This is a genomic window from Bradyrhizobium sp. (genome assembly GCF_027451485.1).
In the GTDB taxonomy this organism is placed as follows: Bacteria; Pseudomonadota; Alphaproteobacteria; order Rhizobiales; family Xanthobacteraceae; genus Bradyrhizobium.
The window spans coordinates 40,358-53,628 of record NZ_DAIDJE010000040.1 but is presented as its reverse complement, the minus strand read 5'-3'; the positions used below and the strand labels follow the sequence as shown (position 1 = coordinate 53,628).

Here is a 13,271-nt window from a genome sequence, read left to right as displayed (position 1 = left end):
TGATTCCGGGCTCGCCACTATCGTGGCGTCCCGGAATGACGAGGTGAAGTTGTTACGCTTCTCGCCGCATAAGCACGCCAGCCGCCGAAAGCCGAAATGTCTTTGGCGCTGCCGATGTCGGCGGCCTCCACGATAAATCCCTTGATCCCGCGCCCATCCTTCAGGCGCACGGTGCCGATCGAGAGCGGCGGCGGGATCGCGGCGACGAATTGGCCGAAGGTGGCCGCCGGCAACGCCCATACCTCCAGCGCAATCGATGTCCCGCTTCCCGCGTCGACGCGCAGCATGCCCGGTTTTGCCGGCGTGGTCGGCAGTGCGTAGAGCCGGTAATCCGGCGCGGTCGAGGTTGCTTCGAGGAGCCTGCCGCCGAGTGCTTGCAATTCACCGTTGAGCACCATCCCGGACAGATGCGCGCCGACCACCGCGACCGGAATTTCGTCGCCGGTCGGGCTCGCGTCGGTATCGGCAAGCGGCGGCATCGCCAGGCGGTTGGCGCCGAGCGGCAGCTTGGTTTTGCTGTGAAAGACGCGTCCGATGCTGGCGAGCAGCGCGTCCCGGTTCGCCGGCGCAAGCAGCGTGATGCCGAACGGAATGCCGTCCGCCCTGATCGCCGCCGGCAGCGCGAGACCGCACAGGTCGAGCAGGTTGACGAAGTTGGTGTAGGTGCCGAGCCTTGAATTGAGCTCGATCGGATTGGCCAGGACCTGCGCCGTCGTATAGGCGGTCGGTGCGGTCGGCAACACCAGCGCATCGAGACCGGCGAAGGCATGCTTGGTGGTATGCCGCAACTCCTGCAAGCGATAGAGCGCAGCGAAGGTGTCGGCGGCCGAAAGCCTTCCGCCTGCAATCGTGATCTCCCGCGTCACCGGGTGAATTGCGTCGGGCTGCGAGGCGAGCAGGTTGCGGATGACGAGATAGCGTTCGGCTACCCACGGCCCCTCGTAGAGGAGACGCGCGGTCTCATAAAACGGTTCGAGGTCGAAACTGACCAGTGTGGCGCCGAGTGCGCGCCACTGTTCCAGCGCGGCCGCATAGGCTGCCTCCTGCGCCTTGTCGCCAAAGAAGATGAGCTGGCCGTCGCGCGGCACTCCTAGACGCAGGCCTGTGGGAAACGAACCCAGTTTTGCGAGGGTCCGGTCGCGCGAGAACGGATCCGACTCGTCCGGACCGCCCATCACGGTCAGCGCCGCTACGGCATCATCAACGGTGAGCGAAAATATCGAGACGCAGTCGAGCGTCCGGCACGCCGGCACGACGCCGGCAGACGAAACCAGGCCGACGCTTGGTTTCAGCCCGACGATGTTGTTGAGCATGGCCGGAACGCGGCCGGAGCCCGCCGTGTCGGTTCCGAGCGCGAGCGGCACGAGGCCGCTGGCGACGGCGACCGCCGATCCCGAACTCGATCCGCCCGGAATAAGGTCGGCGCGCATCGGATTGGTGGGAATGCCGTAAGGCGAGCGCACGCCGACCAGGCCGGTCGCGAACTGATCGAGGTTGGTCTTGCCGATGACGATGGCGCCGGCCTGGCGCAGTCTCGCAACCACGCTGGCATCGCGCGCCGGCAGGTAGGAATAGGCCGGGCAGGCGGCGGTGGTCGGCAGTCCCGCCACATCGATGTTGTCTTTGACTGCGACCGGCACGCCATAGAGCGGCAATGCGCCCGGATCCTTTGACGCAAGCGCTTCGGCCTCCGCCACCAAATCATCTTCCTCGCGCAAGGAGATGAAGATCGCAGGATCGTCGTGCTCGCGGATGCGCCGAAAGCTCCGCGCGACGGTTTGTGCGGGCGACTGGGACCCGGCGCGGTGCGCGGCAACGATGGCGGCAACGGTCTCGGTCACGCGTTAATCCTTGTGGAAGCAGGCGAGGGGGACATGACGGACGTGCTCCAGAAGAGGTTTCGCGTCATTCAAAGCAATCGACGTGCCATTGTGTACAATGGCTACGCGTGGCCCTGCCCTAGAAATGATAAAGATTTATCAATTGTTTGACGGCATGCCGGCGCGGGCCCCAGTCAAGCTGCCATAAGATCTAATGCCCATTTTGTGAGCAGTTTGTCCTGTTTGTCTTCCACGCTTTTCTTCAGCGTCCGACCTTGCTCGACCCCTGCGTGATCAGCCGCGCCGCGCGCTGGTCGCGGGCATGAATCCAGAGCCAGCTGAGAGCAACACTGAGGCGATTGCGTAATCCAATCAGGAAGTAGATGTGGGCGATACCCCAGATCCACCAGGCGATCGTGCCGCGGAGCTTGATCCAACCGAAGTCGATCACCGCTTTGCGTTTGCCGATCTGCGCGAGGCTGCCGGCATGCCGATAGCGAAATGGCGCCAGCTTTTCGCCTGACAACCGCGCCCGAATCAATCTGGCGACGTAACGTCCCTGCTGCTTGGCAGCCGGCGCGATGCCCGGAACGGGATTTCCTTTGCTGTCGGCGATGCTGGCCGTGTCGCCGACGGCAAAGATATCGGGATGGTCCGGCACGGTGAGGTCTGGCCGAACTTGCACCCTTCCGGCGCGATCATGAGGTGCCTGCAGCCATTCGGCGGCGCGCGAGGCGCGAACGCCGGCGGCCCAGATCAGGGTTCTCGCATGCAAAGGCTTTCCGCCGAACACGACACCATCGGCGGAGCATTCGGTGACGGGCTGGCCGAGAATGACCTCGACGCCGATCTCCTCGAGTGAACGTTGCGCATAAGCCGAAAGATCGTCGGGAAAGCCTGCGAGCACGCGCGGGCCGGCTTCGATCAAAACGACCCGCGTCTTGTGCGTATCGATGTTGCGGAAGTCGGGCGGTAGCGTATCGCGGGCGAGTTCGGCGATGGTGCCGGCGAGTTCGACCCCGGTCGGACCGGCGCCAACGATCACGAAGGTCAACAGCGCCGCCCGTCTTTGCGGATCGCTTTCGCGCTCGGCGCGCTCGAAGGCAACGAGAATGCGGCGGCGAAGCGTGGTGGCGTCTTCAAGGGTTTTCAGGCCCGGCGCAAACGGCTCCCATTCGTCATGGCCGAAATAGGCATGGCGGACGCCGGTCGCAAGCACCAGCGTGTCGTAGGGGAGCATGTCGCCGTCTTCGAGCAGCACGCGCTTGTTGGCCGCGTCGACGCCGTTCACATTGGCGAACAGGGTCGTAACGTCAGGCCGGTCGCGCAACAGATAGCGGATCGGCCAGGCGATCTCGGATGTGGCCAGCGATGCGGTCGCCACCTGATAGAGCAGCGGCTGAAACAGATGATGGTTGCGGCGGTCGACCAGCGTGATCCTGACCGGCGCGCCTTTCAGTCCCAGCGCGCATTGGAGCCCGCCAAAGCCGGCGCCCACGATCACCACGCGATGGGCATCTTTCCGATCAGGCGCTGGAGAATTCATGGCGTCCCCCAATTCGAACGGCTCACCCTTTGTGTAAGCGTTCGGGCGCCGCGCTCAAGGCGGCATTTCCGATGAGGCGATAGCGAAAGCCGATATCAACCGGCACTATAATTCTTGCCATCGGCGGCGCCTGCGAATTATGGTGCATGCGGCCGGAACATGGTCCGAAGGTTGAAAGAGGCAGCCGACGGTTCGTGCTTGCTGCTCGCCCGCGATTTCGCGCACAAAACGAGGCATCAACAAGCGTGGAAAGCGCTGGATCAAACGGCGCCATCCGGCCGGCTCAGCCGGCGGCGAGAGAGAAAGAACAGAGGAGGGACACATTATGAGAAGGGCATTTTGGCTCGCGGGCGCAGCGGCTCTGGCGTTGGCCCAGCCTGCGGCGGCCGGGGACACGATCAAGATCGGCTTTGTCTCCACCTTCAGCGGGCCGACGGCGGTCATCGGCAAGGACATGCGCAACTCGTTCGAGCTCGCGCTCGACCATCTCGGCCGCAAGATGGCGGGCAAGCCGGTCGAGGTGATTTACGAGGACGACCAGCAGAAGCCGGACATCGGCAAGCAGAAAACGGAGAAGCTGGTGCAGTCCGACCATGTCGATTTCATCGTCGGCTATATCTGGTCGAACGTGCTGCTCGCTTCGCTCAAGACGGCGGTGGATTCCCAGACCTTCCTGATCTCGGCCAATGCCGGGCCGTCGCAGCTCGCCGGCGAATTGTGCTCCCCTTACGTGTTCTCGACCTCCTGGCAGAACGATCAGACGCCGGCGGCGATGGGCCTTTACATGAACCAGAAGGGCGTCAAGTCGGTATTTCTGATCGGCCCGAATTACGCGGCGGGCAAGGACATGCTCGCCGGCGTGAAGAGCACTTTCAAGGGCCAGGTCCTCGGCGAAGAATATACGGTATGGCCGAGCCAGCTCGATTTCTCGGCCGAACTCACCAAGGCGCGCAATTCAAAAGCCGAATCGATCTTCGTGTTCTATCCGGGCGCAGCCGGCGTGCAGTTCCTCAATCAATATGTTCAGGCCGGCATCAAGCAGCAGATCCCGCTTTATACCGCGTTCACGATCGACGAATTGTCGTTGCCGCTGCAAAAGGACAACGCGCTCGGCGTTCCCGGCGCGCAGGAGTGGGTGCACGACCTGCCGAACGAGCAGAACAAGAAGTTCGTCGAAGACTACCGCAAGAAATATGCGCCGGCGCGTCCCACTTACTACGGCGCACAGGCCTATGACGCCGCGCAGCTGATCAACAGCGCAGTGGTTGCGGTCAAGGGCGATACCTCGAAAAAGGATGCGATGAAGGCCGAAATGGAAAAGGCCGACTTCAAATCACTGCGCGGCTCGTTCAGATATGGCAACAATCACATCCCGATCCAGAACTTCTATTTGCAGGACGTGGTGAAGGACGCCGATGGCCAGCTCTCGCTGAAAACGGTCGCCACCATCGTCAAGGACAATCAGGACAACTTCCACGACAAGTGCCCGATGAAGTGAGCACGGTTTTTGCTAGGAGAGAGCGGCAGCGCCAAACGCTGCCGCTTTTCTTACCCGCTCTCCCCAGGGGATGGTGGGGATCAGGGGATCGTCTCGAACAAAGATGCTGCTTGTCGTCGAACAATTCTTGAACGGGCTGCAATTTGGCCTGCTGCTGTTCCTGCTGGCGGCGGGACTGACGCTCGTTTTCGGCATCATGGACCTCGTCAACCTGGCCCATGGCTCGCTTTACATGATGGGCGCTTATTTCGCCGCGACCTTTGTCGCCTGGAGCGGCAATTTCATCATCGGCATTCTGCTGGCGCTCGGCGCGACGCTGCTGCTCGGCATCGTGCTCGAGGTGGTGGCGCTGCGGCATCTCTACGGGCGCGATCATCTCGACCATGTGCTGGCGACGTTTGGCTTGATCCTGTTCTTCAACGACCTGGTGCGGCTGGTGTGGGGGCCGGCCGGCTTGGCGCTGCCGCTGCCTGGCTGGCTCACTGTGCCGGTGCAGATCATTCCCGGCGTGTTCTATCCCGCCTATCGGCTCGCCATCATTTCCGTCGCGCTGGCGGTTGCCCTGATGCTTTATATCGTGGTGATGCGCACCCGTCTCGGCATGCTGATCCGCGCCGGCGCCTCAAACCGCGAAATGATCGGCGCGCTCGGCATCAACATCAAGCTGCTCTACACGCTGGTGTTCGGGCTGGGCGCGGCACTCGCCGGGCTCGCCGGGCTGATGGAGGCGCCGATCCTCACCGTACAGATCGGCATGGGCGAGAACATCCTCATCCTCGCTTTCGTCATCATCGTCATTGGCGGCATCGGTTCGATCCGCGGCGCCTTCGTCGCCGCCATTTTGGTGGGAATGATCGATACGCTGGGCCGCGCTTTCCTGCCTGATCTGCTGCGGGGCGTCCTGAGTTCGGCGGCGGCATCGACCGCGGCGCCGGCGCTCTCGTCGATGCTGATCTACCTTTTGATGGCGATCGTGCTGGTGGCACGGCCGGAGGGGCTGTTTCCGGCCAGCCGCCGATGAAGCCGTCGTCCGTCGATTACCGCAATGTGGTCGCGGCGCTCGTTGTCGTCGGTCTTCTGGCGCTGCCGCTGTTTTCGCAACTGACCGGCAACTTCTTCGTGCTCACGCTGTTCACGCGCATCGTGATCTTCTCGCTCGCCGCCGTCAGCCTCAACCTCATCATGGGCTATGGCGGCATGATGAGCTTCGGCCACGCCGCCTATCTCGGCATCGGCGGCTATGCGGTCGGCATTCTCGCCGCCGAAGGCATTGGCTCCGGCTTCATCCAGTGGCCGGTGGCGCTCGCCGCTTCCGCGCTGTTTGCGCTGGTGATCGGCGCGCTGTCGCTGCGCACGCGCGGCGTCTATTTCATCATGATCACGCTCGCCTTCGCCCAGATGGCGTATTACGTCGCCTCGGGCCTGTCTCGCTATGGTGGCGACGACGGCCTGACCATCTACAAGCGCTCGGGCTTCGCCGGCCTGATCAACCTGTCGAACCGCGTCGAATTCTACTACCTCTGCCTGTTCTGTCTGTTCGGCGGAGTCTTTCTGGTCTGGCGCATTGTCAATTCGCGCTTCGGGCTGGTCGTGCAGGGCCTGCGCTCGAACGAGCAGCGCATGCAGGCCATCGGTTTTCCGGCAAAGCGATATCAGCTGGTCTGCTTCGTCATATCAGGCACGATGTGCGGCCTTGCCGGCGCGCTGCTCGCCAATAACACCGACTTCATCAGCCCGGCCGTGATGTACTGGACCCGCTCCGGTGATCTCATGGTGATGGTGATCCTGGGCGGCATGGGGTCGCTGTTCGGCCCCGTGGTCGGCGCGATCGTCTATCTGGTGCTCGAGGAATTTTTGTCGCAGGTCACCGAATACTGGGCGATGATCATGGGTCCGCTTTTGCTCCTGATCGTGTTGTTCGGGCGCGGCGGCATTCTCGGCCTGATCGGGAGTTTTTCCCGTGACTGAAGCCCTGCTCCGCATCGAAAACCTGATCAAGCGGTTTGGCGGCATCGTCGCCACCGACAATCTGTCGCTCGACGTCGCGCCGGACGAACTGCACGCCATCATCGGCCCGAACGGCGCCGGCAAGACCACGCTGATCAGCCAGCTGATCGGCCAGCTGCGCCCTTCAGCGGGTACCATCCGCTTTGCCGGTGAGGACATCACCTATCTGCCGGCCTGGAAGCGCAGCCATCTGGGGCTGGCGCGTTCGTTCCAGATCACCTCGCTGCTGCGGGATTTCACCGCGGCGGATAACGTCGCCATGGCGGCGCAGGCCCGCGACGGGCACTCCTTCCGCTTCTTCGGCAATGCCCGCAAGGAGATGGGGCTTCGCGAGGCTGCGCTCGCAGCGCTGGCGCGCGTCGGGCTGGCCGACCGTGCCAATGTCATGGTCTCGAGGTTGAGCCATGGCGAGCAGCGCGAACTCGAATTGGCGGTGGCACTGGCGACAAAGCCGCGATTGCTGCTGCTCGATGAGCCGATGGCCGGCCTGGGCGCGACGGAATCGGCGCGCATGGTCAGACTGCTCGCGGACCTTCGAAAGGAAGTCACGATCGTTCTGGTCGAGCACGACATGAACGCGGTGTTCGCGCTGGCCGACCGTATCACCGTGCTTGTGTATGGCCGCGTGATCGCCTCCGACGTGCCGGCGGCGATCCGGGTCAACGAGGAAGTCAGACGCGCCTATCTCGGCGATCAGCATGTGGTGACGCGCCATGGCTGAACTGGCACCTCTGCTCGAAGTCGAGGGCATCGAGACCTGCTATGGTCTGAGCCAGGTGCTGTTCGGCCTGTCGCTGTCGGTCAAGAGCGGTGAGATGGTTGCGCTGATGGGCCGCAACGGCATGGGAAAGACCACCACCATCCGCTCGATCATGGGACTGACGCCGCCGCGTCAAGGCAGCGTGCGCTTCGGCGGCCGCGAGGTTCGCGGGCTGGCCGCGTTCCGCATCGCGCAGCTCGGAATCGGTCTGGTTCCCGAAGGCCGGCAGATCTTTCCGAATCTGACTGTGCGTGAAAATCTGGTGGCGGCGTCCCGTAATCGTCTCGCCTCCCGCGATCCCTGGACGCTGGAGAAAATCCACGCGCTGTTCCCGCGGCTCGCCGAGCGCGGCAGCAACATGGGAAACCAGCTCTCCGGCGGCGAGCAGCAGATGCTGGCGATCGGGCGCGCACTGATGACCAACCCGCGACTGCTCATTCTCGACGAGGCGACGGAGGGGCTGGCGCCGCTGATCCGCGAAGAGATATGGAATTGCCTGTCGATGCTGAAAGCGGGGGGCCAGTCGGTGCTGGTGATCGACAAGAATGTGGAAAATCTCGCCCGCATCGCCGACCGCCACTACATTATCGAGCGTGGCCGCAGTGTCTGGAGCGGCACATCGGCGGAATTGATTGCGGAGCCCGATCTGCAACACCGCTATCTCGGGATTTGACCTCAAAACATCTCGAAATACTCGCGATGCTCCCAGTCCGAGACTTCGGCCTGAAAGCGCTCGATTTCCGCATTCTTGATGTGGAGATAATAATCGACAAAGCCCGCGCCGAACTTTTCGCGGAAAAATGTATCGGCCTGAAGCGCATCGAGCGCTTCGCGCAAGGTCTTGGGCAAAGCAATCGCCTTGGTTTCATAAGGCGTGTCCGCGGGCGGTGGCGGATCGAGCGCGCGGTCGATGCCGTCGAGACCGGCAAGGACCTGCGATGCCATGTAGAGATAGGGGTTGGCGGCCGGCTCGCCGATGCGGTTTTCCAGCCGGGTCGCCGGATCATTCGCGCCGCCGAGCATGCGTACCATGACGCCGCGGTTGTCGCGGCCCCAGATCGCGCGGTCCGGCGCCAGCGAATAGGAGCGGTAGCGCTTGTAGCCGTTGATCGTCGGCGTGGCGAACACGGCAGACGCGCGAGCATGGTGGAGAAGTCCAGCAAGGTATTGGCGGCCGATCGGGCTCAAGCCCGTATCGCTCTCTTTCGCCATGAAGGCGTTCTCGCCGCCAGCGCGCGAGATCAGCGATTGATGCAGGTGCCAGCCTGATGCGAAAACGTTCGGCAGTTTCGGCCGGCACATGAAGGTCGCGTGGTAGCCGTGCCGGAGCGCGATCTGCTTCGCCGCGCTGCGGAACAGCACCATGGTGTCGGCCGGCTCAAGGCCCTTGCTTGGCCTGAAGGTGAACTCGCACTGGCTCGGGCCGAATTCGACCTCGACCGAGCGCAGCGGCAGGCCCAGCGCAAGGATATCGCGCCGGATCAGGTCCAGCACGGGCGCCATCTGGTCGTAGCGCTGCTCGGTCAGATATTGGTAGCCGTGCGAGAGTAGGCTGACCTCCGGCGGGTGTCCGGGCTGGCCGGCATGTTCCGGCAACATCTTCGCGTCTTCGAGCTTGAAGACATGAAACTCGACTTCGAGCCCGGCGACGAAATCGAAGCCGCGCTGGCCGAGCTGATCGAGAACCTTCCGGAACAGCTGCCGCGTCGCAAATGGCACGGCGCGCCCGTCGGCAAAATATACGTCGCACAACAGCCACCCGGTCGACGGCGACCAGGGCAGCACGCGAAAGCTTGTGGGGTCGGCGACCATCAGCACATCGGCCGCGCCCTCCATCTCCGGCATGCCGAATCCGCCGCCGGAGGTGAACACCGGAAACACCGTGCGATGCGCGGTGTCCTTGGCGAACATCGTGGTCGTGATGCTGCAGCCGCTTTCGAGCGAGGCGAGCGCCTCGCTTGCCACCAGCGTCTTGCCGCGCAGGACGCCGTGCTGATCGGGAAACGAAAGCCGAATGGTTTCGAGCTCTTGTTCCTCGACGATCCGGCGAACGCGGCTCGCCGCCTCCTTCTGTTCGGCAGTCCAGAGGCTGTGACGTTCGACGAAAGTCACGGTGTCGTCCCGTTCGTCATTCCCGGGCAATACGCAGCATCGAGCCGGGAAGCGATGGTGCCGCAATCTGCGGAAAGATGGACTCCGCGCCTGCGCCTGTCGGCGCATCCACGATGTGCAATTGCACATCGGGGAATGGCGACGTAACAGTCAGAGGCCATCATCACACCACCCTCAACTGCGGTACCGTCTCCGCGATCTCTTGCACCGCTGGCGCCGTCCAAGGCGCACCGCGGCGGCGCTTGACGTCGACTTCCATCCAGAACGTCTCCCAGCCCCGCGTCGGCCCGATGCCGTCCATCGTCGCCGGGCCCTGGATGCTTTTTGCACGGCCAGCATCGAGGAACATGAACGGCTTCTCGCCCTTGTTCGCCTTCTCGATCTCCTGACGCAGCAAGCGGCGATATTGCACGATCGCCTTGTCGGCGGCGCCGAGATGCTCGCGGGTGCGGTCCTGGATCGGCCCCATCGATTCCACCGCCCACTGGTCGTGCACGTTGATGTCGTTGCCCATGCCGGTATAGGTCGCGGTCTGCTGCTCGTGCGGATCGAAGCCGTAATCGTTCGCCTTGTTCTTGCGCGATATGTAGTCCGGCAGCTCATAGAGTTCGAGGCGCTGCTCGCGCATCTTCTCCTTGTCGACCGGCGCCGCGTAAGACGTGAAGATCGCATACCAGTAGCAATTCTCGTCATCGACCGGGACGTGCCACTGCGTGATTGTCATCTCGGTGCTCATCGGGATAACGAACGCGTGCGGGAAGAGCTGGTTGGTGACGCGTACATGGGTGCGCTCCTCGTCGATCTCGCGCAGCGCGATCAGCCGCAGCCCGTATTCGGTCTGCTCGACATTGATGATCGGCCGGTCGTATTCGCGCAGGATCCTGGTCATCGGCAGGTCGCTACCGGCCGACGCGCCGCGGAATTGCCGGCCATAGGCCGCCGAAGTGTCTTCGTCCTCGAAGAAGCGGTGCAGGAACGAGGCGTGGGATGGATCGATGCCGACTTCGAGCGCCTGCAGCCAGTTGCAGGCGATGTGGCCCTTGAAGGCGAAGGTGTGGGTGGCGGGCGCGACAAAGCAGTCGATTTCGGGAAAGGCCGGCGGTTCGCCTTCGCCGAGCCAGGCCCAGAGGATGCCGCCTTTCTCGACGACCGGATAAGCGCGCTGCCGGATGCCCTGGCAGAGCTTTGAGCCCTTCGGTTCGGCCGGCGTTTCCAGGCATTGCCCGGATGAATCGAACAGCCAGCCGTGAAAGGCGCAACGCAACCCGCCATGCTCGAGCCGGCCGAACGCAAGATCGGCGCCGCGATGCGCGCAGTGGCGCTCGATCAGGCCGTAGCCGCCTCGCTCGTCACGAAACACCACGAGGTCTTCGCCGAGCAATTTGACGGGACGCACGGGCCGCGGGCCTTCAAGTTCATCCAGGAGCGCCGCCGGCTGCCAGTACATCCGCATCAGTTTGCCGCATGGCGCTTTCGGGCCCGTGCGCGTCATCAGATCGTTCTGTTCCTGGCTCATCATGGCGCGTCACCTCATTCTAAAAAGGCTTGCGATGGACGGTGGGTGGAGCTAGCTAGTTCGCGTATTGAACAAGTGTTCAAATATCGTAACACGAGCATCCGACTTCGCAAGCGACTTTCATGGTCAAGCCGAAGCGCTCCGAAAGCGAGCCCCGTACCACTGACTTTGTCGAAAGCCTCGACCGGGGCTTGCGGCTGCTACAGGTGTTCGGCGAACGTTCGTCGCCGATGAGGCTGAGTGAAATCGCCGCCCTTGCCGGCCTGCCGCGCGCCACGGCGCGGCGCATCCTTTTTACGCTGCAACACGGCGGCTATGTCTCCAGCGACGGAAAGCTGTTCGCGCCGACCCCGCGTGTGCTGACGCTTGCCGTCGCCTATCTTCGCTCGAATCAGATGGTTGCGGTGTTGCAACCGGTACTGGATAAAATCGCGAGCGCCGCGCACGAAATCAGTTCACTCGCCGTGCTCGATGGCGACGAAGTGGTGTTCATCGCGCGCGGCAGCCCGACGCGGATTTTCACGGGCGGCGTCGACATCGGCTATCGCCTGCCGGCGTTTTGCACGGCAGTCGGCCGCGTGCTGCTCGGCCGGCTCGGCGATGCCGAGTTGAAGGCGCGGCTCAGCGCGATCAAACGCGAGGCATTGACGCCGCAGACTGTGACCGATCCGAAGCGCTTGCTTTCCGCGATCACAGCCGATCGCGGGCGCGGCTATTCGCTGGTCGATCGCGAGGCCGAGCCGCATTTCCGTTCCATCGCCGTGCCGGTGAAACGCTACGACGGCATCATTGTGGCCGCGATCAACATCGGCACCCATGTCGACCGCATCTCGACGGACGAGATGCAAGAACGCTTCCTGCCGCTGTTGCGCGAGCAGGCGGGGAAGGTGATGGCGACGTTGCTGTAAACCGCCGATTGGCCTGCCCGTTCGGCGAACGGTCGCATTCCCCCGATACCGGGTCCATTACGCCGGATTTCTCAGGTCGCGGTTCTCCGTCGCGTCACCGGGCGGAATCAAACCGCCACACTCCGCAGACCGAACGCTTTCGCTTCGCTCTGCAATACCGGGCGTACGGTGTCGATCAGCCGCGCGGCAGCGACATCCACCGAAAGACCCGCCGTATCGACGACCGCAGACGCGCGCGCATAGAGCGGCTCGCGACTGGTCAGGATGTTGCGCAATTCCGCCATCGCCGAGCGATCATCGGCCATTGGGCGGAGATCGCCCTGCTTGCGGACCCGCGCCATGTGCTCTTCCGGCTCGGCCTTCAGCCAGACGGTGTAGAACGACGAGAGAATCAGGTCGAAGGTCACGGGCTCCGAGACGATGCCGCCGCCTGTAGCGAGCACGGTCGGCTCGTTGCGCGCCAGGAGTTGTGTCAGCGCGGCTTGTTCGAGCCGGCGAAAACCTTCCTGGCCGTAGAGCGCGATGATCTCGGCGACCGAAAGGCCGTTCTGGGCCTCGATCTCCTTGTTGAGCTCGACGAAATTCCAGCCGATTTTTTTGGCGAGCAGCTTGCCGAGCGTCGATTTGCCGGCGCCGCGCAGGCCGATCAGCGCAATGCCGGCAAACGACGCACCATGCGGTGACGACGCGCCATGCCCCGCGAGAACGTCCTTGGCCTGTGCGATCTGTGCAGGCGTCGCCTTGCGGAGCAGTTCGCGGATCACCGCCCAATCGAGTGACGGCCCCTGGTGCGGAATCAAATCTTCGAGATGCGCACCCATCGCATTCGAGACTCGTCGCAATAACACAATCGAGACGTTGCCGCGGCCGGCCTCAAGCTGGGCGATGTAGCGCTCGGAAATGCCGGAGACTTTTGCCAGCACTTTGCGCGACATGCCGCGCAACGCGCGCATGGTGCGCACCCGTTGGCCTAGCTGTTCAAGGAAGATCGTTTCGGGATCGCTGGTCGAAGCGTCCATGCCAGGAGTCATCCAAAATCTGCGCTCGTACCGCCGATCTGAAGTCCCTGCACCACAAGCGGCGAATTCGATCAGGGACTTGGAC

11 protein-coding genes are annotated in these 13,271 nt (G+C 63.2%); 6 read left to right on the top strand and 5 right to left on the bottom strand.

Going from position 1 to position 13,271, the window contains the following annotated elements; translation table 11 throughout:
* Positions 1–17: 17 nt before the first annotated feature.
* Positions 18–1,841, bottom strand: coding sequence for an allophanate hydrolase (gene atzF, locus NEZ08_RS05395; RefSeq protein ID WP_298104598.1), 1,824 nt, complete (start codon positions 1,839–1,841; stop codon positions 18–20).
* 241 nt (positions 1,842–2,082) lie between these two features.
* Positions 2,083–3,366: an NAD(P)/FAD-dependent oxidoreductase gene (locus NEZ08_RS05390; protein ID WP_298104595.1), complete on the bottom strand. Its 1,284-nt coding sequence runs from the start codon at positions 3,364–3,366 to the stop codon at positions 2,083–2,085.
* 325 nt (positions 3,367–3,691) lie between these two features.
* On the opposite strand from NEZ08_RS05390, the gene NEZ08_RS05385 reads away from it, so the two are divergent.
* The 5 genes from NEZ08_RS05385 to NEZ08_RS05365 all read left to right on the top strand — a co-directional run bounded on the left by NEZ08_RS05385 (position 3,692) and on the right by NEZ08_RS05365 (position 8,304).
* Positions 3,692–4,864 (top strand): ABC transporter substrate-binding protein, encoded by a 1,173-nt coding sequence (locus NEZ08_RS05385; protein WP_298104592.1) that lies wholly within the window; start codon positions 3,692–3,694, stop codon positions 4,862–4,864.
* Between the two features lie 103 nt (positions 4,865–4,967).
* On the top strand, positions 4,968–5,885 hold the full coding sequence (locus NEZ08_RS05380; protein ID WP_298104589.1) for a branched-chain amino acid ABC transporter permease: 918 nt from the start codon (positions 4,968–4,970) through the stop codon (positions 5,883–5,885).
* Positions 5,882–6,832, top strand: a complete 951-nt coding sequence (locus NEZ08_RS05375) for a branched-chain amino acid ABC transporter permease (protein WP_298104586.1) — start codon at positions 5,882–5,884, stop codon at positions 6,830–6,832. Before NEZ08_RS05380 ends, NEZ08_RS05375 begins: the two co-directional genes overlap by 4 nt.
* A complete protein-coding gene (locus NEZ08_RS05370; RefSeq protein WP_298104583.1) occupies positions 6,825–7,592 on the top strand; it encodes an ABC transporter ATP-binding protein in 768 nt (255 codons plus the stop codon). The genes NEZ08_RS05375 and NEZ08_RS05370 overlap by 8 nt, the downstream gene beginning before the upstream one ends.
* Positions 7,585–8,304: an ABC transporter ATP-binding protein gene (locus tag NEZ08_RS05365; protein ID WP_298104580.1), complete on the top strand. Its 720-nt coding sequence runs from the start codon at positions 7,585–7,587 to the stop codon at positions 8,302–8,304. The genes NEZ08_RS05370 and NEZ08_RS05365 overlap by 8 nt, the downstream gene beginning before the upstream one ends.
* Before the next feature lie 2 nt (positions 8,305–8,306).
* On the opposite strand, the gene NEZ08_RS05360 is transcribed toward NEZ08_RS05365, so the two are convergent.
* Entirely contained in the window at positions 8,307–9,743 is a 1,437-nt protein-coding gene (locus tag NEZ08_RS05360; RefSeq protein WP_298104577.1) for a glutamine synthetase family protein, read from the bottom strand.
* A 163-nt stretch (positions 9,744–9,906) separates the two neighbouring features.
* The gene (locus NEZ08_RS05355; protein WP_298104574.1) at positions 9,907–11,262 is read right to left on the bottom strand and encodes an aromatic ring-hydroxylating dioxygenase subunit alpha; all 1,356 of its coding nucleotides are present in this window, start codon (positions 11,260–11,262) and stop codon (positions 9,907–9,909) included.
* A 119-nt stretch (positions 11,263–11,381) separates the two neighbouring features.
* Between NEZ08_RS05355 and NEZ08_RS05350 the strand changes: the two genes are divergently transcribed.
* The gene (locus NEZ08_RS05350) at positions 11,382–12,167 is read left to right on the top strand and encodes an IclR family transcriptional regulator C-terminal domain-containing protein (protein WP_298104572.1); all 786 of its coding nucleotides are present in this window, start codon (positions 11,382–11,384) and stop codon (positions 12,165–12,167) included.
* Between the two features lie 107 nt (positions 12,168–12,274).
* Here the strand turns inward: NEZ08_RS05350 and NEZ08_RS05345 are convergent, their stop codons facing one another.
* Complete coding sequence (locus tag NEZ08_RS05345; RefSeq protein WP_298104570.1) at positions 12,275–13,186, bottom strand: helix-turn-helix transcriptional regulator; 912 nt, start codon at positions 13,184–13,186, stop codon at positions 12,275–12,277.
* Positions 13,187–13,271 lie beyond the last annotated feature (85 nt).

What these genes read in the sequence shown, in the direction of transcription:
- NEZ08_RS05380 (WP_298104589.1), top strand. Translation starts at nt 4,968, where the DNA reads ATGCTGCTTGTCGTCGAACAATTCTTGAACGGGCTGCAATTTGGCCTG.
- NEZ08_RS05365 (WP_298104580.1), top strand. Translation starts at nt 7,585, where the DNA reads ATGGCTGAACTGGCACCTCTGCTCGAAGTCGAGGGCATCGAGACCTGC.
- NEZ08_RS05355 (WP_298104574.1), bottom strand. Translation starts at nt 11,262, where the DNA reads ATGATGAGCCAGGAACAGAACGATCTGATGACGCGCACGGGCCCGAAA.
- NEZ08_RS05390 (WP_298104595.1), bottom strand. Translation starts at nt 3,366, where the DNA reads ATGAATTCTCCAGCGCCTGATCGGAAAGATGCCCATCGCGTGGTGATC.
- NEZ08_RS05375 (WP_298104586.1), top strand. Translation starts at nt 5,882, where the DNA reads ATGAAGCCGTCGTCCGTCGATTACCGCAATGTGGTCGCGGCGCTCGTT.
- NEZ08_RS05350 (WP_298104572.1), top strand. Translation starts at nt 11,382, where the DNA reads ATGGTCAAGCCGAAGCGCTCCGAAAGCGAGCCCCGTACCACTGACTTT.
- NEZ08_RS05385 (WP_298104592.1), top strand. Translation starts at nt 3,692, where the DNA reads ATGAGAAGGGCATTTTGGCTCGCGGGCGCAGCGGCTCTGGCGTTGGCC.
- NEZ08_RS05345 (WP_298104570.1), bottom strand. Translation starts at nt 13,186, where the DNA reads ATGGACGCTTCGACCAGCGATCCCGAAACGATCTTCCTTGAACAGCTA.